Source organism: Nitrosospira lacus, from assembly GCF_000355765.4.
In the GTDB taxonomy this organism is placed as follows: domain Bacteria; phylum Pseudomonadota; class Gammaproteobacteria; order Burkholderiales; family Nitrosomonadaceae; genus Nitrosospira; species Nitrosospira lacus.
Window position 1 is genome coordinate 3,240,715 of record NZ_CP021106.3, and the last position, 20,374, is coordinate 3,261,088.

General features: G+C 56.6%; 21 protein-coding genes and 1 tRNA gene. 10 read left to right on the plus strand and 12 right to left on the minus strand.

The features are described from left to right. The first annotated feature begins 5 nt into the window (after positions 1-5). Positions 6-290: a hypothetical protein gene (locus EBAPG3_RS15110; RefSeq protein WP_151898971.1), complete on the plus strand. Its 285-nt coding sequence runs from the start codon at positions 6-8 to the stop codon at positions 288-290. 150 nt (positions 291-440) lie between these two features. On the opposite strand, the gene EBAPG3_RS14735 is transcribed toward EBAPG3_RS15110, so the two are convergent. From EBAPG3_RS14735 to EBAPG3_RS14745, 3 genes are all read right to left on the minus strand, one after another. Beyond that, positions 441-1,673 (minus strand): tyrosine-type recombinase/integrase, encoded by a 1,233-nt coding sequence (locus EBAPG3_RS14735; protein ID WP_004174312.1) that lies wholly within the window; start codon positions 1,671-1,673, stop codon positions 441-443. 2 nt (positions 1,674-1,675) lie between these two features. Continuing rightward, positions 1,676-2,104 carry an Arm DNA-binding domain-containing protein gene (locus EBAPG3_RS15675; RefSeq protein ID WP_040851086.1) on the minus strand — a complete coding sequence of 143 codons (429 nt, stop codon included), beginning with the start codon at positions 2,102-2,104 and terminating at the stop codon, positions 1,676-1,678. Between the two features lie 171 nt (positions 2,105-2,275). Then, positions 2,276-2,368, minus strand: a tRNA-Ser gene (locus EBAPG3_RS14745). Positions 2,369-2,470: 102 nt separating this feature from the next. Here EBAPG3_RS14745 and mltF point away from each other — a divergent pair. Together mltF and EBAPG3_RS14755 are read left to right on the plus strand one after the other, a co-directional pair. Next, positions 2,471-3,865, plus strand: a complete 1,395-nt coding sequence (mltF, locus tag EBAPG3_RS14750; protein WP_227869234.1) for a membrane-bound lytic murein transglycosylase MltF — start codon at positions 2,471-2,473, stop codon at positions 3,863-3,865. Positions 3,866-4,064: 199 nt separating this feature from the next. After that, positions 4,065-4,703 carry a peroxiredoxin gene (locus EBAPG3_RS14755; protein ID WP_004174315.1) on the plus strand — a complete coding sequence of 213 codons (639 nt, stop codon included), beginning with the start codon at positions 4,065-4,067 and terminating at the stop codon, positions 4,701-4,703. Positions 4,704-4,856: 153 nt separating this feature from the next. On the opposite strand, the gene cysG is transcribed toward EBAPG3_RS14755, so the two are convergent. Then, entirely contained in the window at positions 4,857-6,269 is a 1,413-nt protein-coding gene (gene cysG / locus EBAPG3_RS14760; protein WP_004174316.1) for a siroheme synthase CysG, read from the minus strand. Then, entirely contained in the window at positions 6,270-6,620 is a 351-nt protein-coding gene (locus EBAPG3_RS14765) for a hypothetical protein (protein WP_085922074.1), read from the minus strand. Between the two features lie 338 nt (positions 6,621-6,958). On the opposite strand from EBAPG3_RS14765, the gene EBAPG3_RS14770 reads away from it, so the two are divergent. From EBAPG3_RS14770 to EBAPG3_RS14800, 7 genes are all read left to right on the plus strand, one after another. Beyond that, entirely contained in the window at positions 6,959-7,801 is an 843-nt protein-coding gene (locus EBAPG3_RS14770) for a 3',5'-nucleoside bisphosphate phosphatase (protein WP_004174318.1), read from the plus strand. A 257-nt stretch (positions 7,802-8,058) separates the two neighbouring features. Beyond that, positions 8,059-8,691, plus strand: coding sequence for an L-threonylcarbamoyladenylate synthase (locus EBAPG3_RS14775; protein WP_004174320.1), 633 nt, complete (start codon positions 8,059-8,061; stop codon positions 8,689-8,691). Then, a complete protein-coding gene (locus EBAPG3_RS14780) occupies positions 8,684-9,331 on the plus strand; it encodes a site-2 protease family protein (RefSeq protein ID WP_004174322.1) in 648 nt (215 codons plus the stop codon). Before EBAPG3_RS14775 ends, EBAPG3_RS14780 begins: the two co-directional genes overlap by 8 nt. 26 nt (positions 9,332-9,357) lie before the next feature. Further along, positions 9,358-10,560 (plus strand): tryptophan--tRNA ligase, encoded by a 1,203-nt coding sequence (locus tag EBAPG3_RS14785; RefSeq protein ID WP_004174324.1) that lies wholly within the window; start codon positions 9,358-9,360, stop codon positions 10,558-10,560. A 149-nt stretch (positions 10,561-10,709) separates the two neighbouring features. Beyond that, the gene (locus EBAPG3_RS14790; RefSeq protein ID WP_004174326.1) at positions 10,710-11,519 is read left to right on the plus strand and encodes a segregation and condensation protein A; all 810 of its coding nucleotides are present in this window, start codon (positions 10,710-10,712) and stop codon (positions 11,517-11,519) included. Further along, positions 11,485-12,102: an SMC-Scp complex subunit ScpB gene (gene scpB / locus EBAPG3_RS14795; RefSeq protein ID WP_004174328.1), complete on the plus strand. Its 618-nt coding sequence runs from the start codon at positions 11,485-11,487 to the stop codon at positions 12,100-12,102. The genes EBAPG3_RS14790 and scpB overlap by 35 nt, the downstream gene beginning before the upstream one ends. A gap of 147 nt (positions 12,103-12,249) precedes the next feature. After that, positions 12,250-12,876 carry a ParA family protein gene (locus EBAPG3_RS14800; protein ID WP_040851095.1) on the plus strand — a complete coding sequence of 209 codons (627 nt, stop codon included), beginning with the start codon at positions 12,250-12,252 and terminating at the stop codon, positions 12,874-12,876. A gap of 98 nt (positions 12,877-12,974) precedes the next feature. On the opposite strand, the gene EBAPG3_RS14805 is transcribed toward EBAPG3_RS14800, so the two are convergent. From EBAPG3_RS14805 to EBAPG3_RS14835, 7 genes are all read right to left on the minus strand, one after another. After that, positions 12,975-15,065: a CopD family protein gene (locus tag EBAPG3_RS14805; protein WP_004179626.1), complete on the minus strand. Its 2,091-nt coding sequence runs from the start codon at positions 15,063-15,065 to the stop codon at positions 12,975-12,977. After that, the gene (locus EBAPG3_RS14810) at positions 15,062-15,469 is read right to left on the minus strand and encodes a copper resistance CopC family protein (RefSeq protein WP_040852906.1); all 408 of its coding nucleotides are present in this window, start codon (positions 15,467-15,469) and stop codon (positions 15,062-15,064) included. Before EBAPG3_RS14810 ends, EBAPG3_RS14805 begins: the two co-directional genes overlap by 4 nt. Positions 15,470-15,579: 110 nt before the next feature. Beyond that, positions 15,580-16,116, minus strand: a complete 537-nt coding sequence (locus tag EBAPG3_RS14815; RefSeq protein ID WP_004179623.1) for a hypothetical protein — start codon at positions 16,114-16,116, stop codon at positions 15,580-15,582. Between the two features lie 103 nt (positions 16,117-16,219). After that, positions 16,220-16,783, minus strand: coding sequence for a hypothetical protein (locus EBAPG3_RS14820; protein ID WP_227869235.1), 564 nt, complete (start codon positions 16,781-16,783; stop codon positions 16,220-16,222). A gap of 280 nt (positions 16,784-17,063) precedes the next feature. Then, positions 17,064-18,311: a methane monooxygenase/ammonia monooxygenase subunit B gene (locus EBAPG3_RS14825; protein WP_004179619.1), complete on the minus strand. Its 1,248-nt coding sequence runs from the start codon at positions 18,309-18,311 to the stop codon at positions 17,064-17,066. Next, a complete protein-coding gene (locus EBAPG3_RS14830; RefSeq protein ID WP_004179617.1) occupies positions 18,311-19,135 on the minus strand; it encodes a methane monooxygenase/ammonia monooxygenase subunit A in 825 nt (274 codons plus the stop codon). The genes EBAPG3_RS14825 and EBAPG3_RS14830 overlap by 1 nt, the downstream gene beginning before the upstream one ends. Before the next feature lie 242 nt (positions 19,136-19,377). After that, positions 19,378-20,190 carry a methane monooxygenase/ammonia monooxygenase subunit C gene (locus tag EBAPG3_RS14835; protein WP_085921897.1) on the minus strand — a complete coding sequence of 271 codons (813 nt, stop codon included), beginning with the start codon at positions 20,188-20,190 and terminating at the stop codon, positions 19,378-19,380. Between the last annotated feature and the right edge of the window lie 184 nt (positions 20,191-20,374).

The window sequence follows — 20,374 nt, forward strand, 5'->3', positions numbered from 1 at the left end:
GCAACGTGCAAAATGATCTCGCACGTCCAAATGCACCCCTTGACGGCAAAGAAACCGCTCAACAAACTTTTGCACACTACGGCCACCTTGATGATGAAGATCTAAAAACGGAAATTACCGTTGAAGGGAATTTGGACAGTGGCGGCGCAGGAAGAAGTGTAACTCTGTCGCCCGTCTCGCCGCTTGTTTGCTGTGCGGCAAGCTATCAAGCCGCTTTGGTTTTTAGTGGGATAACCATTGCCCCACGCTGGGCGGCAGCAGGTTGTGCCCCCACCATTGGAACAGTTTGACCCGCCATCGAGCCGCGCGCCACCCTCATAGGCCCGCGCAACTTTTCGTGCGCATGGTCAAGGGCAAGCTCCACCACGTCGCGGGCAGTGCCGTTGTCGTGCGCAAGAGTGGAAAATGAACTGCGCCAGCCGTGGGGCGAATGTTTCCCATTAAGAGCCTTGACCGTACAATGGGATCACCTTCGCACCAGCTTCTATTGAATCCAAATAATCCGCCCACTGTTGCATCATTCGCTTGCGCTCGGGCAGATACTCAGCGCGATTATAGGCACCCCTCACTTCGTTGCGTTCGCAATGGGCAAGCTGACGCTCAATCACATCCGGATTGAAGCCGGTCTCGTTGAGGATTGTAGAGGCTACAGCACGGAAACCGTGCCCTGTCATTTTTCCCTTGTAGCCGAGGCGATAAAGCGCAAACAGCATGGTGTTATTGCTGATGGGCTTGTCCTGGTTGCGGCCGGGGAATACGAAGCGGCTGCCACCTGATATTTCCTTGAGTTCCGCCAGCATCGTGAGTGCCTGCCCTGACAGCGGGACAACATGTTCCGCTTTCATCTTCATGCGCCCGGCTGGGATGATCCACAAGGCATTATTCAGATCGAATTCCCCCCACTCCGCGCCTATTAGTTCATTGGTGCGTACAAAGGTTTGCGCAAGCAGTTGCAAAGCAAGACGGGTTTGCTTGTCGCCGGTTTCATCATACTTGGCGATCGCACGTAACAACTCTGGCAATTCCTCGGGACGGACAGCGGCTTGATGCTGTTTCTTGTGTGGGGTCAGCGCACCGCGCAAGTCGGTGGATAGATCGTGGGTACAGCGCCCGGTGGCAATGCCATAGCGAAACACCTGCCCGCATACTTGCAGGACACGATGGGCTAGATCGTATGCGCCACGGGCTTCTATCTTGCGAACGGTTTGGAGTAGTTCAGGCGCTTGAATCTCACCGATGGGGCGCTTACCCAGTGTTGGGAAGATATTGTTTTCCAAACGCCGTCTTACGTCGCTTGCATGGTGTGGCACCCAGGTATGCAGTTGCTTGTTGTACCACTCCATTGCCACCGCCTCGAAGGAATTTACATTGGCGAGCTTCTTACGCAGGTTAGTAGCTTTACGTTCGGCGGAGGGGTCGAGGTCAGCATCCAGCACTTTACGCTGCTCATCGCGCTTAATGCGGGCCTTCTTGAGGGAAATTTGCGGGTAAGAACCAAAGGACAGAGACTTCTCCTTGCTCGCAATCCAATAGCGCAAACGCCAGAATTTGCGGCCATCCTCGTAAATCCATAACAATAAGCCGCCCCCATCATGTAGCTTATGAATTTTCTTTCCCTGACTGGTGGCATTCCGACAATCGGCGTCACTCAGCAAATTTAATTTCGATGCCATATCTACCCCACCGTAGCCTGGAGAAAAGCCCTTAACGCTTCCGTTTGAGATCGGGTCAGGGTTACAACGCGGATTGATGTCTCGATAGTCAACTCGCCATCGTCAGATAAGATGAGCCTGAATTGATTTCGATGACTTGAGGCCTTTGCAGCATGCCTCCTTGCATCCTTACGCAGCTCGGAGGGATTTAATCCATTCTTGAGCTGAGCCCTGATTTGATCGCGCTCATTGCGAGCATCATCAATTGTGACGGAAGGATATACTCCCAAGGAGAGGCTATTTTCCTTGCCTGCCTGGCGATAACGGTATCGCCAGTATTTTCTGCCATCAGAGTAAACCCAAAGATACAGACCGTCCCCATCAGCTAGCTTGAGAATACGCTGCTGATCACATCGGGCACTTGCGCATATCTGATCACTTAGGACGCCCATCGATCAATCCTTGGTAAATTTTTCCAAACTTGGTAACACACCAAGTAATTTACCAAGAAAATGTTACGGATGCAACTGGACGTTACTACACCACCCTGGACAATAACTACGCATAACTACCTGTATTTACCAGTGTTTCTGGACTATATTGGATGGGCTTGGATGCTAGATTGGCGGAGAGGGTGGGATTCGAACCCACGTGCCAGGTTACCCTGACCATCTGATTTCGAGTCAGCGCCGTTATGGCCACTTCGGTACCTCTCCATTGCGTAGCGGATATTTTACCAGTTTATCCCGCGTTTATCTTGCGCTCGTTCAGCGCAAAAACATGGCAGAATGTTCCTGTATTCTGCCCGCCTCTCATCCATGCGCAACCTCTCTCGCCCGTTTGTTATTCTTATTGTTTGCGGTCTCACGCTTACCGCCTGCGATACGTTTGAGAAGCCGGTGCTACCGTTCGACAAGACTAATGAACTGGTGGTCATTACTATTAACAGCCCTGATACCTACTACGAAAATGCCGACGGCAGCTATGCCGGACTGGAGTTTGACCTTGCTTCCGAATTCGCGCGAGACCTGGGCATGCAGATAAAATTCAGGATAGCGCCTGGATTGGATCAGGTACTGACGAAGTTGGAGGAGCATAAGGGACATTTCGCCGCAGGTTTAACCGTTGGCACCAAGCATGAACTGCACGCTCGTTTTGGCCCTGTTTATCAGCGTATCCAACCTCAGGTTGTCTACAATACTGACTACCGCAGACCCAGGAATATCCCTCAGCTCGTAGGAAAAACCATCGAGATCGCGCGAGGGACAACCTATGCCGAACAGCTCAATAAAGCAATGCAGCAAGCTCCCGGCCTGAAATGGACTGAAGTGGATATCACGGGCGAAGATCTGCTGGCAAAACTCGCGGAAGGAAAAATCGACTATGTAGTGGCCGACTCCACGCAGATAAATCAGGCCAAGAATTTCTATCCCAATCTCGACGCCGCCTTCGATCTGGGCGAACCCGTCGGCAAGGCGTGGGCGTTTTCACCCTATGCCGAGCGGGAATTATTGGAGAAGACTCGGAAGTTTTTTGACCGTATCGAACAGGATGGTACCCTGATGCGCCTGCTGGACCGGTATTACGGTCACATCCAGCGGCTTGAGCAGGCGGATGTAAGTGGCATCCTGGATAAAAGGCGCACGCTGCTACCGGATTTGCGTGGCCATTTTCATGAGGCCGAGGAATTGACGGGGATCGACTGGCGCCTGATCGCGGCATTGGCATATCAGGAGTCCCACTGGAATCATCTGGCGGTTTCACCCGCCAATGTACGGGGCATCATGATGTTAACGGAGACGACCGCCGACCGGATGAAAGTAACCGATCGGCTGGACACGCGACAGAACATACTCGCTGGCGCGCGTTACCTGCGATCGCTCATGGACAGGTTACCTACCCGCATCCTGGAACCCGACCGCACCTGGATCGCGCTGGCGGCATATAATCAAGGCGCCAGTCACATCGAGGATGCGCGCATTCTGGCGCAGCGTCTCGAATTGAACCCGGATTCATGGGTGGATCTGAAAAAGACGTTGCCGTTATTGAGCCTCAGCAAATACTTCCAGAATTTGAAACACGGCTATGCGCGCGGCGGCGAAGCGGTGATCCTGACAGAATCCGTGCGGACTTACTACAACATTTTACTGAAATATGAACGCCCTTATTCCTGGGGATTTCCGGTTGCCAATGAAACCGGCGCGCTATCCTGAGGAGCCTCCAAATGATTCCCCAAGTCTTGCCAATTCGATAAGGCATACTACTTGGCGGAACGGAATGCGGTGCGGAGATTATCCATCCCCATCGATTCGTCCCTGAATAATAGTTGTTGAGTGATTGAAGCAGTCGGGCTATATTGAAGCTGTCAATTTGTGACCCGTTTCTAACCAACTTCAACTTAGGGAGGATGCCATGACTTTACGCTTAGGCGATATTGCACCTGATTTCGAGCAAGATTCCTCAATCGGCAAGATTAAATTCCATAAATGGATCGGAGATTCCTGGGCTGTACTGTTTTCGCATCCCGCCGATTACACGCCCGTTTGCACCACCGAACTGGGGATGACCGCGAAACTCAAGTCTGAATTCGACAAGCGCAATGTCAAGGCGATCGGGCTATCGGTTGATCCGGTGGACAAGCACACAGGATGGATCAAGGATATTGAAGAAACACAAAATTGCAGCGTCAACTTTCCCATCATCGCGGATGTGGACAAGAAGGTCGCGGCCCTCTATGACATGATTCATCCGAATCAGTCTGAAACCATGACTGTCCGTTCGTTGTTCATCATCGATCCAAAAAAGAAAGTGCGCCTCATCATCACGTATCCCATGAGTACCGGCCGGAACTTTGACGAAGTACTGCGGGTTCTCGATGCGCTCCAACTGACCGATAATTGTTCAGTGGCGACCCCGGCCAACTGGAAGGATGGAGATGACGTGATTATCCCACTGACAATTCAGGACGAAGCAGTCATCAAGCAAAAATTCCCGAAAGGTTATAAGGCGCCTCGCCCCTACCTGCGCGTGACGCCGCAGCCGAATAAATAACAACCCGCCATTCGATTCGGAAATGAAAAGCGCCCCAGTCCAGGGCGCTTTTTTGTAGGGCAATGAAATGGACTCCTCCCTCCCTACGGCATCGAAGTGTGCCAGACTGCAGTTTCGATCAAACTGTCAGCAGAAGGAGGAATCTTCATTATCCTACAGCTTTTTATTTGTGCTTTCAGGCTCGAACCAGGCAAGTCGCCGGTGCAGTTTAACGACCTCGCCAACAATGATAAGAGTCGGGGGGGCAAGATGGGCTGTTGCGGTCAGGTCCGGAAGGCTTTCCAGCGTACCGGTCAGTACCCGCTGGTTGCGAGTGCTCGCCTGCTGCACGATGGCTGCGGGTGTCGTGGCGGACATCCCATGCGCAATCAATTGCCGGCACAGCACGGGTAATCCAAGCAGCCCCATGTAGATCACGATGGTCTGGTTTGGCCGTGCCAGCATGGGCCAATCCAGGTCGACGCTGCCGTCCTTGAGATGGCCGGTCACGAAGACGCAGGACTGGGCGTAATCGCGATGAGTGAGCGGAATACCGGCATAGGATGCCGCCCCGGATGCGGCTGTAATGCCGGGTACCACCTGGAAAGGAATACTCTGCCCGGATAGCGTTTCGATTTCCTCGCCGCCGCGGCCGAATATGAAGGGGTCGCCCCCTTTCAGCCGCAGTACGCGTTTACCTTCTTTCGCCAACCGCACGAGTAATTCATTGATGGATTCCTGGGGCATGACATGCTTGCTCCGCTCCTTACCGGCATAGATACGGGACGCATCGCGACGCACCATATCGAGTATCTCGGGCGACACCAGGCGGTCATACACAACCACATCTGCTTGCTGCATCAGGCGCATCGCGCGAAAAGTCAGCAGTTCGGGGTCTCCCGGCCCGGCGCCCACGAGATAAACTTCTCCCTGCACGGCTTCGTCCGCTTCGCTTTTCAGCGAATGCTCCAGGTAGTCCTGTGCCGCCCGGTCCCGCCCGGCGAAGACCATCTCGGCAAATGGCCCTTGCAATGCTTTTTCCCAGAATATGCGCCGCTTCTCCGGATGCGAGAAATGCAATTTCACTCGCTCACGGAAACCGGCGGCGTAAGCCGCGAGGCGGCCATACGCGGCCGGTATCATGGTTTCCAGACGAGCCCGCAGCAACCTTGCCAATACCGGCGATGCGCCGCCACTCGAAACCGCGACCAGAATAGGGGAACGATCTACAATGGAAGGCATGATGAAGGAACAAAGCGCCGGATTGTCCACGACATTGACGGGGATGTGCAATTGTCCTGCCGCCTCGGAAACTTCCCGATTGACTGCCGGGTCGCCGGTAGCGGCAATAACCAAGACCGTATCGCCCAGATGATCGGGGCGAAAGGCTTCGGTGCGATGAGTGATGACCCCTGGGGGCTGTTCGCGCAATTGCTCGCTCAGTTCGGCACATAGCTCGGGCGCTATTATTGTGATGCGGGCATGCGCGCGCAACAGCAATGCAATCTTGCGGGCGGCGACTTCCCCGCCGCCAATCACCAGGCAATTGCGATTTTTAATGTTGACAAAGATGGGCAGGAAATCCATTTATCCTAAATCCGGTAGTTGGACGGGGTAAAGTGCGCGGTTTTTGGGGTACAGGGCCAGGCGCAACGACGCGGGATGGTGCAACCGCGCAGGATGGAAGAGTACCTTCTGCAGGAAGGTATGACTCCGTAGCGGGGTGCGGGCGCGCCATGCGTGGAACATCAGCACGGTCGCGGCATCCCCTGCGCTGCCCGATCCCCACTTCACGGGGCACCTCGTGCGACGCTCCGGGGCGCCCCATTCCAAGAAATTGCACCACAGCCATGTACCGCAAAAACGATGCAATTCATCCCATAGTGGCTTCACCCGGAAGGTAAGCGTCAGATAATAAGAAATATTGTTATTACTCATAACACCGGTGTATTAAATGAGCGATCAACCACTGGGTTCAGGATTGTTCCATTTTAAAGAAGCTATAACCTGGTTTGCCGCCACTTGACCTTTTGGGGATTTTTATGAGTTCGCTACAACTCCCGGGCTCGCAATAACGATTGCGCATTCCGTATTACTTTACCCGAAAATTCATTAGAGTGAGTTGGCCCACGCCTCGCGACCCATTTCCTTTTCGTGAAAAAACATGAATGCACCCTTCGAACATGGAATGCACTCTTCTTTTAGGGAGTTCATTTTTCATGGCTCCGCTTATTTGCTATGATGCGTGTCTTGCTGAGCGCGGAATAGCTTCCTTTATGCCCAATATCGACCTCCATTGCCATTCGACGGTTTCCGACGGCTTGCTATCGCCCACGCTGTTGGTGGAACATGCAGCCGCACGCGGGGTGGATGTGCTGGCGCTAACCGATCATGATGACGTTGCCGGACTGGAGGAAGCGCGCCGGGTCGCCGCCGGGAAGAATATTACGTTTATCGACGGTGTGGAAATCTCTGTTGACTGGCGCGGACAGACCCTGCATATTGTCGGGCTTGGTATAGATCCCGCGCATTCGCAACTGGCCGACGGCCTGAAGTCCATTCGCGATGGACGCACCGTGCGCGCCCTCAATATTGCCGCGCAACTGGATAAATTTGGTATCCATGGCAGTTTTGAAGGTGCTTTCGCCCACGCCGGGAATGGACGGTTGATAGGCCGTACACATTTTGCTCGTTTTCTGGTCCAGCAAGGTTACGCCAAAGACGTAAGATCCGTATTCAAGAAATATCTCGTTAAAGGAAAACCCGGTTACGCGCCGCACCAGTGGGCACCATTAAGCGATGCGGTCAACTGGATACGCAATAGCGGCGGCAGAGCCGTCATTGCTCACCCGGCACGCTATAAATTGGGCAAAGACGCGCTGGATGAGTTGATGCGAGAATTTCGCACCTTGGGCGGCGAGGCTATCGAGGTCATCACCGCCAGTCACACGCCAGAGCAATCTCTGCTGTTTGCAAATCATAGCCGGCGTATGGGTTTGCTGGCGTCGCGCGGCTCGGATTTTCACGGACCGGGCGAGAGCTATTTTGACTTGGGCCGGATGCCGGAATTGCCGGCCAACTGTACACCCGTATGGCATGATTGGAAGCAGGTGATGTAGTGGAGGGGTACGCCCCGCTTCCACAATCTCTCATCCTCCAATAACTATAATGCCGTCACTTTGCCGTACTGTTCGCAAGCAAATTATTTTCCTGGCTGTCTGGCGAATTCGAAGAACCGAGGCGAGAAAATGGCAGGCCGAGGATAGCGTTTGAAGACTTTGAAGGCCAATCAATGCGCTGGCGCCGGCTCTCGATCTTGAGATTTTTTTAGAATTGCCCTTAAAACTTATAACTGCAATCAGAAACTGTTTCTCGCGTGGCTCAATTCTTTTCCATTCACCCGGCAAATCCGCAGTTGCGCTTGATAAGACAAGCTGCGGCCATCGTACGTGCCGGCGGCGTGCTCGCTTATCCAACCGATTCCTGTTATGCGCTGGGTGGCCACTTGGGGGACAAAACGGTCATGACACGCATTCGCGCCATACGGCAAGTGGATGAGCACCATCACTTTACGCTGATGTGCCGGAATCTGGCCGAGATCTCGCATTATGCGAAAGTCGATAATCGACAATACCGGTTACTCAAGGCGAGCACACCCGGCAGCTATACGTTCATATTTCAGGCCACGCGCGAAGTGCCACGCCGCTTGCAGCATCCGAAACGCAACACTATCGGCCTGAGGATACCTGACCATCCGGTAGTGCAGGCACTTCTGGCAGAGCTGAACGAGCCGCTGTTGAGTTCCACTTTGATGCTGCCTGGAGACGAGTTTCCTCTCAATGATGCCGGGGAAATCCGTGATCGCCTCGAACATCATGTAGAACTGGTATTGGATGGCGGCGCCTGCGGCCTGGAGATGAGTACCGTGGTCGATCTGACCGGTGACGAGCCGATACTCGTACGGCAAGGAAAGGGCAGTCTCGCGCCATTCGGAATCGTGCATGGATAGCGTTATCCAGAACATCGCTATTTATGCGCTGCCAGTGATTTTCGCCATCACCCTGCACGAGGCTGCGCACGGGTATGTAGCTAAGCATTTCGGCGATCTCACGGCCTATGCGCAAGGACGCGTCAGTCTGAATCCAGTTCGGCATATCGATCCGGTGGGTACGATTCTGCTTCCGTTGTTAACACTGCTGCTGGGCGGGATTCTATTTGGCTGGGCAAAGCCGGTACCGGTTAATTTCTCGGCACTGCGCCATCCGAAACAGGATATGCTTTGGGTAGCGTTGGCCGGACCGGGCGCGAATCTCTTCATGGCCTTGCTTTGGGCGTTGGTAATCAAGCTGGGGATCGGCCTGCCGGAAAGCGATCTGGCAAGACCCATGATACTGATGGGCGAAGCAGGCATCAAAATCAATGTGATACTAATGGTGCTGAATCTCTTGCCGCTGCCACCGCTGGATGGCGGGCGGATTGCGGTAAGCCTGCTGCCTCACCATATGGCACACAGTTTTTCGAAGATTGAGCCTTATGGCTTTATGATCCTGTTATTGTTATTGATCACCGGCGTGCTCGGTGCGATCATCGGGCCTTTTATCAGTATCACGATACAAATGGTGGTGTTGTTTTTTGGTCTGGAAGTTTAATCAGGGATTATCTAAGGGCAAGCAACATGTTCGCTGATCGCGTTTTATCGGGGATGCGCCCCACCGGCGGCCTTCATTTAGGGCATTACCACGGGGTGCTGAAGAACTGGGTGGAGCTGCAGCACCAATTCGAATGCCTTTTTTTTGTTGCCGACTGGCATGCACTCACCACGCATTACGATACTCCGGAGGTCATCGAGCAACATGTCTGGGACATGGTGATAGATTGGCTGGCCGCCGGGGTGGACCCGGCACAGGCGACCTTATTCATCCAATCCCGGGTGCCCGCCCATGCCGAGTTGCATGTCTTGCTTTCGATGATTACCCCGCTGGGCTGGCTGGAACGCGTTCCATCCTACAAGGATCAGCAGGAGAAATTGTCGGAGAAGGATCTGAGCACCTACGGCTTTCTGGGGTATCCCCTGCTTCAGAGTGCAGACATCCTTATTTATCGGGCCACTCGGGTTCCGGTAGGGGAGGATCAAGCGCCGCATATCGAATTTACCCGCGAGATCACGCGCCGCTTCAACCATATTTTTGGCAAGGAAGCCGGCTTCCAAGAAAAAGCCGAATTGGCCATAAAAAAACTTGGCTCCAAGAAATCCAGGGTCTATCGCGAACTACGGAATCGTTACCAGGAGCAGGGCGACGATGGCGCGCTGGCCGCTGCAAAATCGCTGCTTGAGGAGCAGCAGAACTTGAGCATGGGCGACCAGGAACGGTTGTTTGGCTACCTCGAGGGCGGCGGTAAAATGATACTTTCCGAGCCTGAAGTCATGCTTACGCCGGCATCGAAAATGCCGGGGCTGGATGGACAAAAAATGTCCAAATCCTACAACAACACCATCAATCTGCGGGAAGATGAGGCCAGCGTCATCAAGAAAATCCGCACGATGCCAACCGATCCGGCGCGCGTCCGGCGCAGCGACCCGGGTGATCCCGCCAAATGTCCGCTATGGCAATTCCACCTGGTGTACTCGAATGCAGAGACCAAGGAATGGGTACAACGGGGATGCACGACCGCCGGTATCGGCTGTCTGGAATGCAAGCAGCCCGTCATTGACGCAATACTGGCGGAACAGAAACCCATGCATGAGCGTGCCCGGATGTATGAAGAAGATCCCACGCTGGTACGCAACATCATCGCTGATGGATGTGAGAGAGCGGACAAATTGGCACAGGAAACGATGCGTGACGTCAGGGAGGCGATGGGGTTGAATTATTTTTAAGACACGCCCATCAGATTCATGGGGGATTATTTGTCAATTTGCTTGCCCCGTTCATGCCTTCCGTTTGCCAGTCATGTACCAGCTGAGGGCAAGCCAATGCCGAGTGCGCCTGTGATGGTTCCGTTAATAATGGAAGGTGACTTCCCGGAATGAATGACTTCCTTCATCCGGTGGTCAATGACCCGGTCGCGAAGATCCACGGTGAACCGCTAAGGGAGTTACCATCGGATTTGTACATTCCCCCAGATGCGCTGGAGGTGTTTCTGGACACCTTCCAAGGGCCTCTTGACTTGCTGCTCTATCTTATCCGCAAACATAATCTGGATGTGCTGGATATACCCATGGCCGAACTTACGCGGCAATACATGGCCTATGTGGAGATGATGCGGGCCAATCAATTGGAGCTGGCGGCAGAATATCTTCTGATGGCCGCGGTGCTGATCGAAATCAAATCACGTATGCTGCTGCCGCGCCCCGTCGATAGGGCCGAGGAAGAGGGCGATCCGCGCGCCGAACTGGTGCGCCGTTTGATGGAATATGAGCAGATGAAACTCGCGGCACAGCGGCTTAACGAATTGCCACAGGCGGAACGTGATTTCGCGTTGACGCAGGTATCGATCGATCGGGCCGTGGTCAGGCATCTGCCGGACGTCAGCATGGATGACCTGCGTAGCGCCTGGCTTGCGTTGATGGCCCGCTCGCAGGCGAATCGCCGTCATCGTATCACTCGCGATGAGCTTTCTGTTCGTGCGCACATGAGCCGCATCTTGCGTCATCTCCATGGCCATCGGTTTATCGAGTTCAGCGAACTATTCAGTGCTACCGCCGGAGTAGCGGAAATCGTGGTAACTTTTCTTGCGTTGCTGGAGCTGGTCAGGGAAAATCAGGTGGAAGTGGCGCAGCCTCAGGCTTTCGGGACTATTTATGTCAGACCCATCAGTTTCCTTGCCCCCGTCTAATTTCACCGGCTCATCCAGCCCCGGCGAGATAAAGCGAATCCTGGAAACGGCGTTGCTTACTAGTCAGGAGCCGCTGCCCCTGTCGGAACTGAGAAAATTGTTTGACGAAGAGCTGGGGGCGGAAATTCTGCGCAGGCTGCTGGAAGAATTGCGCGAGGACTGGGGTGAAAAAGGGGTGGAGCTGGTAAAGGTTGCTGGTGGCTGGCGTTTTCGAGCCAAGCCGGAAATGCAGAAATTCCTTGATCGGCTTGATCCTCAAAAGCCCCCGCGCTATTCACGCGCGGTCCTTGAAACGCTCGCCATTATTGCCTATCGCCAACCGGTGACGCGCGGCGACATTGAGGAAATCCGTGGTGTCGCGGTTTCAGGCTCGATACTTAAAGCACTTGAGTCACGTGGCTGGATCAGTGCCGTTGGGCATCGAGATGTTCCCGGCAGGCCGGTCTTGTATGCGACGACCATGAGTTTTCTTAATGATCTTAATCTGCGCGCTCTGGAGGAATTGCCGCCGTTGGAAGAATTGGGTACGCTACTCGAGCCCGGTGAAAATATGGGAAGCATGGAATTATTACCGTCTCCCTGACCCGTCGCGGGTGCAGGCTATGAAGGGGTAATCCAGTTCATGCGGATCTCGCATAGTGTGCGGGTAGAGTCTGGCGGCAGCATTCCGCTGATCCGGGGAAAGAGTGCGTCGTAGGGATAATGGGATAGTGAGGCTATGGAGCAAGCGATGCGAACAATCCTGGTGGCAAACCCCAAGGGGGGATGTGGGAAAACCACGCTGGCAACCAATCTGGCCGCTTATCTGGCCGGACAGAATCAGCGGGTTGTCATGTGGGATCTGGATCGTCAAAAATCATCCCTGGACTGGCTCGCATTGCGTCCCTCGGAATTGCCGACCATCACCAGCCTGGATGCGGATCGCAACGAGATCCATCCGGATATTCCAGAAAACAACGATTGGCTTGTGCTGGATTCTCCAGCAGGAATGCACGGTAAAAACCTTGCCCACGCATTGAAACTTGCACACAAAGTCATGGTGCCGGTCCAGCCTTCGGTATTCGACATGGCCGCCACCCGCGATTTTCTGGATCAGCTGATGGAAGAAAAATCCGTGCGAAAACACAAAGCATTCATTGGTATCATTGGTATGCGTGTGGATCCCCGTACGCGCGCGGCAGCTACCCTGGAGCAATTCCTGCAGCAGTATGACCTTCCTGTTCTTACTTATCTACGCGACACGATGGTGTATGTCAACGCCGCTTTCAATGGCAAAAGTATTTTTGATTTGCCGCCCTATCAGACTGAACGCGATATCTCGCAGTGGCAACCGATTATTGAATGGGTGAATAGTTAAGAGGCCCGTCTGCGAGTTCCGAAGCTTGCCGGCAATGTGCTCCGCAAGGTAAGTCCATCGAAAATTTCCTTGTAGGATCTGAGCGTGTTTTGATTGTCTCAATGCACATGATCGCCGGGTGGAGGGAGGATTTCCTTTTCGCGGTTGAGCTGGGCGAGCTGCTGCATGAGCATGCCGGTATTGTCCCATCCCGGGCCATCGGCTTCGGGGATCCAGCGCGCGCGCAGGTAGCCGAAGCGGTCGACCAGGAATTCCATGTGCCTGGGCAGGGTGCCCTCGCCCAGCAGGTCGGGCTTGTTGAGCGTGCGCCGGAACAGGGTGTAGCTGCGCACGATCTCGGGGGCCCCCTGGGTGATCACCGGGAAGGGAACCTGGGCGATGATTTGCGCGATTTCCTGCGAATCCGGGTCATCCTCCGGCACCGCCAGCAGCACCGTGCTGGCAGCCCCAAGCTGGGCATGGAGCGTGCTCAGCTGCTCCAGCCGCTCGCGCGAGGCCGGCCAGGAGAACAGGACCAGCAGCACGTTCTTCTGGTTGCGGAAGTCTTTGAGGGTGCCGCTTGAGCCGTCGTGCGCGGTATAGGAGAAGTTGGGCGGGCCCAGGGACGGCTGGGGCTGGTCGGGCACGACGCGCGGGCTCATCAGGCGTGCCTGGTAGCCGCGCGACATGGCGTGCAGGAAGTTGACCACGTCCCAGCGCTCTTCTTCCGAGAGTTTGTCGGCAAATACCGGCATGCCGGTATCGGGAATGCCGAAGGTCAGCCAGTGGAAGAAGTCGCCCGCGGTATGCTTGGCGGTGTGCGGTTCGGTCAGCATGTCCACCGGGGGCTTGGCAAAGGTCTTGGCCAGCACGCCGTTGCCCTTGCCCTGGAGGCCATGGCAGGCCACGCAGTTCTCGGCGAACAGGGTGGAGCCGTTGGCAATGGAGATGGTGTCGAACGGCACCGGGGTCTTGCGATAGGTTTCCGGGTAGGCATCGATGGCCAGCGGCGGCAGGCCCACCGCCAAGGCAAGCACCGCGACCAGCGCCGGGATGCCGATGCGCCGCTTCCTGTCCCAGTGCCGGGCGCGCCCGTAGGCGATCGCGCCGGCGGCCAGGACCAAGAGGGCGATTCCTGTCCAGGCGCGCAGCATGACGCTCTCTTCTCCCCAGGTGGCGGCCAGGGAGAAGCGGAATGAGTAGGGCCAGGTCTGGATGATGGCGTGCTTGGCCGGGACGGTGTTGGCCACGATGGTGGCCAGGAGTACGATCCCCAGTCCGAGGATGAATTCGACGCTGACCCACTTGCGCAGCCGCTGTCCCGCCGCCAGGGCCTTGTCCGCGTTCTGCGGCGAGATCTGGGAGAGCAGCGGCAGCCAGGTGGCGCGCGCACGCGCGGCGATGACCAGGACTACGGCCAGCAGGCCGATCTTGGCATTGAGCAGCCAGCCGTACTGGGTGGATACCATGGCGGCGTAGGTGGTGTCGACCATGCGGTCGGTGATGATGATGCCGGTGGCGATGACGGCCAGCATGACCGGCAGGGCCATGACCGAGAAGCGCTTGAGCGCCTGGGCGCCGGCCTGCACCGCTTCTTCGCGCGCCTGGAACAGTTCGTGGATGCGGGTGATGGCACCGGTCTGGATGCCGGGGTGGGGGGCCGCATGCACGGGAGTGGTGCAGGCGAAGCAGACGACGAGGAAAGCCGGCAGTGCGCCGAACCAGACGCTGGCCAGGATGATGTGCAGGGCGTAGGGCAGGATCGAGGCCACCGAGAGTTCTTCGGCTGCGGAATGGCTCGCGAGCGAGCCCACCACCAGTGTGAGGGAGGCGACCGTCGCGCACAGGAGGTAGCGCCAGCGCGCCGCGGGGGCATAGCGGATGTAGAGGGCGATGCCGGCGACCAGGAGGGCCAGGAGCGCGCGCCCCGCCCAGATGTGTCCCATGCGGGTATTTTGCATGAGGGCGAGCCAGGCCTGCGGCCGCCAGGCGTTTTCGGCCACGCCGGTGGCCTGCGCCGTGGTGGTGATGAGGATGCCCAGCAGGCCCACCAGCAGCAGCAGGCCCAGCCACGGCAGGGCGCGCTGCAGTCGGGTAACCCAGGGGGAGTGGAACGATCCGGCAATGGCCAGAAAGACGCAACTGCCGACCAGGATCATGTTGGACGCAAGCTGTAACCAGCGCAGGAGCGTCGCGATGACCTCGATCATTTCTCTTGCGCTTTGCTCTTTACGGTAAAGTCATAGGACGAGTCAACCACGTGGCCGTCCACCGATAATACCCGGAACTTTACCGTGTACTTGCCAGCGGCCAGTTCCGGCAGGGGCAGAACGATGGCTCTGGGGTCGTCAGGCGCAATCGTGGGCTTGGCGTCGGTGACAGGGGTCTTGCCGGCGTTGAGTACGGTCAGCGCCGCGTAATCCTTTTCGATTTCTTCATTGAACCAGAGCCGTACCTGCCCCGGTGTGACGGTGAGCACCGCGCGGCGCGGCGGTTCCGCCTTGACCAGCATCGCATGCGCCAGGGCGGGCGCGCTGTGCAGGCTCGCCATCGCCATGATCAGCATGCTGCCCGCCATGATCCGCTTGAGGGCGGAGGCCATCCATGATTCCATTCTGACTCCTCGTTCAGTCCGCCGCCCCAAAGCGGGGCGGGGTGTCTATTTGACTGTATTGCTTGCGTATGGTTCGGCTTGACCGGCAGCCCTCCGGCCTGGCCGCGGGCTCAGGCGGGGGCGGATTTGCGCCGCCCGCGCAGGAGGAAGACCGCCGCCGCGCCGATGATGGCCGCGATGGCGACGATCAGGTAGGGCGAGGTGCCCTTGGGCTCGCCTACCGAGAAGGGGAAGCGCGAGACATATTCCGATTTTTCGCCCACGGTCACGAGACCGACGAATTTGCCGGGCTGCATGAAGTCGTATTCAAAGTTGATGGAGCCATTGGGGTAAACCTTGGCCGGTATGTGCAGGATGGTGATTTCGTCCAGGTTGCCTTCGGCGCCCGCCTGCGCGCCGGTGTCGCGGATGATGCGCACTTCCGTGGGCAGGGGGCGCAGCGCTTCTTCGATGTAATCGAGCGCGACCACGGTGCGGCCCGTGGCCGGAATGTCTTCGCAGAATTCCTTCTCCTGCGTGGCTTCCGGCTGGTAGCCGGTAAAGTGCATGGTGTACGGGCCGATCGTGAGTTTGCAGATGTCGTCCGCGAGGGAGAGGCCGCCGTGCGCCTGTACCTGCGCGGAAAAGGGCAGGCCGATCGTGAGCATTAAACCTATCAAGGCAGGTTTCAGTGTGTGTAAGGACATTATCAAGATCACCTATAAAGGAATGTTGAATCGTGCATTCTTGCCGTGAGTCCGCACCTTGCGCCTAGGAGCGGCGGGAGGCTCGCCAGCGCTGCATGCGCTTGGATTTCATGAGCTTGTAGCCAAACAGGGTCAGTACCAGCAGGGCTATCAGGGGTCCCACCGCGGTGCGGAATATGTGTGCATAGTTGATCATCTGCACCCGCAGGGGATACTGGTAGCGCAGCGGAGGCTGTCCTTCGGCGGTAATGATGACCGTGTACAGCCCCTGATCCAGGCTGGCCTCGCCCTTGATCACGCCATCCGGGTGGTAGCTCGGGCGCAGGTAGGTCACGGTTTCATCTTCGGTTTCGTTGGTGCCTTTTATTACCCGCAGGCCGATCGGCATGTCGCGCAGCGCCAGGTCCACCAGGTCCACTACCAGGTAGGTGTCCCCGCCCTTGGGAATTTCTGTGCAGTATTGCGCGCTGGGTTCAAATTGGGGCTGGTAGGCGCTCAGATGCACCATGCTGTCACCAATCCGGCGCACGCAGCTGTCTTCTTCCATCGAGACTTTACCATGCGCCGCCACCGCGCCGGCGTGAAGCGCCGCAGCCAGGATGAGAACCGCGGCGCACGCCTGTCTCATTTGCCTAACCACGAACGGGTCCTCCCGTCTGGATATTACGAGGGTTCACTGTTCAACCTAATCCGGTAGCGAGCGAACTTACTATCAAGCTGAAGCTCAAGTGATGCAATAAGTCTTTGCGAATCATGGTGCTAATATAAAAAACAAACGGTCAGCGAGCAAATTCAGGTCCATCTGCGTCCCTTCGATGCGAGGGGATGGGTTGTTGCGGCACATTAAAAAACACCGATCCACCTTTCCGTCTGGCGACGGGGGCGGACCGGTGTCATGCCTGGGTTGCTTAGAGCTTGGTGAAGACCGGTATCACTGCCCCGGCTATGCTGTTGATGTTGCGGTCACCTGAGTCGCTCCATGTCATCAGCAATCCGCCAAAACGGCTTTCCGGATCGCCCAGCAAGGCCATCAGACGCTGCACTTCCCACAGTGCGTCCTTGGCTTCCATCTTGACTTCGCGCGTCTCGCCAGGCTGGATCGGCGCGTCGTTGTCCATCGACAGACCCGTGGCCACCAGTTCCTTCGGATAGTTGCGGTCCAGGTGCTTGAGGCCTACTTTGTTGATGAAGCGCACGCCCGCAGTGGTGAATTCGCCTATGCGGTAGGCGGTGTCGCCGCTGTTGGTGATGCTCATGGTCACGCGCAGGGCACGTCCCGGTACGTCATAGTTGGCGTGCGTCACTTTGATGGCGATGGGGTTGGGTTTCACCGGCATCGGTTGTACCTTCGATTCGCCCGCCTGGATCGGCACCGTGTACGGGTGCTTGGTTTCCGTGTAGCGGTAGCCGCCCCAGACGATGCCAAAGGTGGCGATCAGGACGATCCAGGCCACTTTCTTGTCCATCGGGTCGAGCAGCAACTCGTCTCCGTAGGCCAGCAGTACCCGGCTGCGCGGCAGAAACATGGGCCGCGCAACGTAGTAGCCGATCCAGAAGCAGCCCAGTCCCAGCCACAGTAAATGCCAGAAGATGCCGTTGCTGAAGTTGAAGGTCTCGGTGTCGATGGTCTCGCCTGTCAGCAGTTTTACCGGGTTGGTGAAGTCATCCCAGCTGCCGGTGATGTTCATCCAGGCCGCAGGGCCGGCAATCGGGCCTGCGTCCTTGATGTTGACCATGGCGTGCATGTGGTGGCGTCCCGGTATGCGGGCTTTCAGTTTGACTTCGAAGGCGTAGTCGCGCCCAATCTCGAGCGGGCCCGAGATGTAGGTCGGTTCGCCGTTCAGCTTGGTGGAGAGCCGCACGAACACGGGGCTTGGGCTGCCAACGTTGAAGAAGGCCCGTCCCGGTTTGCCTACCGCCCGCGGCCAGTCTTCGGCCAGGTGGAATTTGCCGGTCATGGTGGCAAAGTCGTTGACCTTGGTGGTGTCAGGACCCCATTTCATGTCGTACCATTGGATGGTACGCATGCGCAGGAACGGTTCTTGCGAGCGTTCACCGTGGGCTGCAGCCGGCGAGATGTCCAGTGTGCTCAGCGCCAGGGTGGCCATGCCGTAGAGGCCAACGACCCCCAGTTTGAACAGGTTTTTTGCGTTCATTATTTGATCCCCTCCGGAAACCCTTCTTCGCCATAGGCGGTGACGTCGTTCTTCATGGTAACCCGGCCGCGTGGACCTTTGACGTAGTAGAACGCGGTGCAGTAGAGTTTGCCAAAGTACCACCAGACGCAGAACATGAGCATGGAGACGAAGGCGGAGAAGAAGGCCGCAATCACGGTGGTGTGGCCACCGAAGGTGCGCAGTGAGCCTTGTTCGATCAGCCGTACGTATTCCGGGGTGCCGGTGCGTACATACAGGAAGCCGGTGTAGTCAGCCAGGGACAGTAATACGCCTTCGGCTACCAGCGGCAGGTGGGTCGGCCCAAATATCGGCCAGTTGCCCGGGTAGAACAGGAGGCCGAATGCGCCGCCGCCTACCAGTGCCGTGATCATCCAGTTGCGCGTCAGCAGCAGGACGGTGTCCATGATGAGGGCACCCGGTATCATGGTGGAGGGCAATACGAAGTTGATCGGGTAGTGCGACCACCAGTAGAAGCCCCAGAAGCGGGTCAGCCATTCGCCCGTCAGCAGGCACACGATACAGAGTGTCGCGCCAAAGGGCAGGCGGTAGTTCACCCACAGGTAGTACATGATGGTGGCACAGTAGGTGATGCCCACGATCGGGGTAACCACCGGCCACCATTGGCGGTCTTTCCAGTCAAGCCAGAAGTCCCAGTCGCCCGCCAGTAACATGAAGTGCATGTGGTAGGTCCCTACCAGCAGTATGCACAGAATCGGGAAATAGACTGCGTCTATCATCCTCGACATCTTTACCGCTTCCGGCGGCATCTTGGCCGCCTTTAATATTTCGTCTGTCCTGCTCATCGTGCCCTCCCCTCAAATATGTCGTACGATCTTTAACATGAAAAATAGGTGCCGCTGCTGCTCGTTCCCGTGACACTCGCCTGCCGTGTCACGTCGCCGTTCCTGCCACCTTCTGCCCCACCCGCTGCCTTTTCCGGTCTTCGCCGCGCGAGCTTGAAGGTTTTTGGCCGGGTCCAGCCCCCCGCTCTCCCTATTCTTGCAGGAGCGGGCGGCCGCCCGGCCAGGTCTCTCAGGATCAGCCGTTACGGTACGATCCGGTTGTTGAGGATGACTTTGCTCTGTCCGTTCCAGACGACGTCGGTCAGGTTGGAGTAGCGGGTGATGATCTGTGCCGCAATGCCCCCGGCAAACAGCCCCGACCAGCCCAGTATCACAAAGCCCCAATGCAGCGGTGCGCTAAACAGTTCTTCCATGAACCAGAAGGCATGGCCCCATTCGTTCAAGCCTACGTTCGGCAGGATCATGAGCGGTCCGGCAATGGCCATGACCAGCGGGAACGAGGTGCCCCGGGCGTACAGCGGCAGACGGGTCATGGCATACAGGTAGCTGGCCACGCCACAGACGATGTACATCGGGAAGGAGCCATAAAACACGACTACATGGCTCGGGGTGAAGCTGGTGTCGCGGATGATGACCTGGTGCCAGGAGGCATCCTGCTCGGTGAAGAAGCTGCCACCCCAGTACACGCCAAACAGGTAGACGCCCAGCCACATCATCCAGTAAAAGTAACGCTTGATTTCCAGCTTGGGGTCCAGGTTGTCCAGGTTGGTGTCGCGTGTCTTCCAGATCCATCCCCACGTGACCAGCGCAAAAATCGGCATCACGATCATGTGCACCCGCCACAACCCCATCCATACCTTCTCGAATTCCGGCTCCATCGAGTCCATGCCGTGCGAGTAGGCAAACGTCCGCTGAAACCAGATCCAGAATATCGCTACTCCAAGCATCGTGATCAGCCCAAATTTGTACCACCTTGAGTCGTACCACAGCGACATGTCGTAGTCGCGTCCGCTCGACCCGGCATGGCTGCCTGATGTTCCCAGTGTTGTTGCCATTTCTTTATCTCCTCTTACGTTAATCGAGTACCCTGTGCTTCTCTATGCTTGCGCGCCGGCAGCTACTCCCGCCTCCCTCCTTCCCGCAGACAGAATGCGCCGCCGCTATATTACTAAACCATTACATACCCACAACCCTGTAAAGACTATCCCCGAAGATGCGCCAAGTCAAGCAGTTTGTCGG

Excerpts from the sequence above, each read along its gene's own strand:
- EBAPG3_RS14735 (WP_004174312.1), bottom strand. The coding sequence starts at position 1,673 with ATGGCATCGAAATTAAATTTGCTGAGTGACGCCGATTGTCGGAATGCC.
- EBAPG3_RS14800 (WP_040851095.1), top strand. The coding sequence starts at position 12,250 with ATGCGAACAATCCTGGTGGCAAACCCCAAGGGGGGATGTGGGAAAACC.
- EBAPG3_RS14805 (WP_004179626.1), bottom strand. The coding sequence starts at position 15,065 with ATGATCGAGGTCATCGCGACGCTCCTGCGCTGGTTACAGCTTGCGTCC.
- EBAPG3_RS14790 (WP_004174326.1), top strand. The coding sequence starts at position 10,710 with ATGAATGACTTCCTTCATCCGGTGGTCAATGACCCGGTCGCGAAGATC.
- EBAPG3_RS14770 (WP_004174318.1), top strand. The coding sequence starts at position 6,959 with ATGCCCAATATCGACCTCCATTGCCATTCGACGGTTTCCGACGGCTTG.
- EBAPG3_RS14815 (WP_004179623.1), bottom strand. The coding sequence starts at position 16,116 with ATGCTCACGATCGGCCTGCCCTTTTCCGCGCAGGTACAGGCGCACGGC.
- EBAPG3_RS14755 (WP_004174315.1), top strand. The coding sequence starts at position 4,065 with ATGACTTTACGCTTAGGCGATATTGCACCTGATTTCGAGCAAGATTCC.
- mltF (WP_227869234.1), top strand. The coding sequence starts at position 2,471 with ATGCGCAACCTCTCTCGCCCGTTTGTTATTCTTATTGTTTGCGGTCTC.
- cysG (WP_004174316.1), bottom strand. The coding sequence starts at position 6,269 with ATGGATTTCCTGCCCATCTTTGTCAACATTAAAAATCGCAATTGCCTG.
- EBAPG3_RS14835 (WP_085921897.1), bottom strand. The coding sequence starts at position 20,190 with ATGGCAACAACACTGGGAACATCAGGCAGCCATGCCGGGTCGAGCGGA.
- EBAPG3_RS14825 (WP_004179619.1), bottom strand. The coding sequence starts at position 18,311 with ATGAACGCAAAAAACCTGTTCAAACTGGGGGTCGTTGGCCTCTACGGC.
- EBAPG3_RS14785 (WP_004174324.1), top strand. The coding sequence starts at position 9,358 with ATGTTCGCTGATCGCGTTTTATCGGGGATGCGCCCCACCGGCGGCCTT.
- EBAPG3_RS14820 (WP_227869235.1), bottom strand. The coding sequence starts at position 16,783 with ATGAGACAGGCGTGCGCCGCGGTTCTCATCCTGGCTGCGGCGCTTCAC.
- EBAPG3_RS14780 (WP_004174322.1), top strand. The coding sequence starts at position 8,684 with ATGGATAGCGTTATCCAGAACATCGCTATTTATGCGCTGCCAGTGATT.
- scpB (WP_004174328.1), top strand. The coding sequence starts at position 11,485 with ATGTCAGACCCATCAGTTTCCTTGCCCCCGTCTAATTTCACCGGCTCA.
- EBAPG3_RS14765 (WP_085922074.1), bottom strand. The coding sequence starts at position 6,620 with ATGAGTAATAACAATATTTCTTATTATCTGACGCTTACCTTCCGGGTG.
- EBAPG3_RS14810 (WP_040852906.1), bottom strand. The coding sequence starts at position 15,469 with ATGGAATCATGGATGGCCTCCGCCCTCAAGCGGATCATGGCGGGCAGC.
- EBAPG3_RS14830 (WP_004179617.1), bottom strand. The coding sequence starts at position 19,135 with ATGAGCAGGACAGACGAAATATTAAAGGCGGCCAAGATGCCGCCGGAA.
- EBAPG3_RS15675 (WP_040851086.1), bottom strand. The coding sequence starts at position 2,104 with ATGGGCGTCCTAAGTGATCAGATATGCGCAAGTGCCCGATGTGATCAG.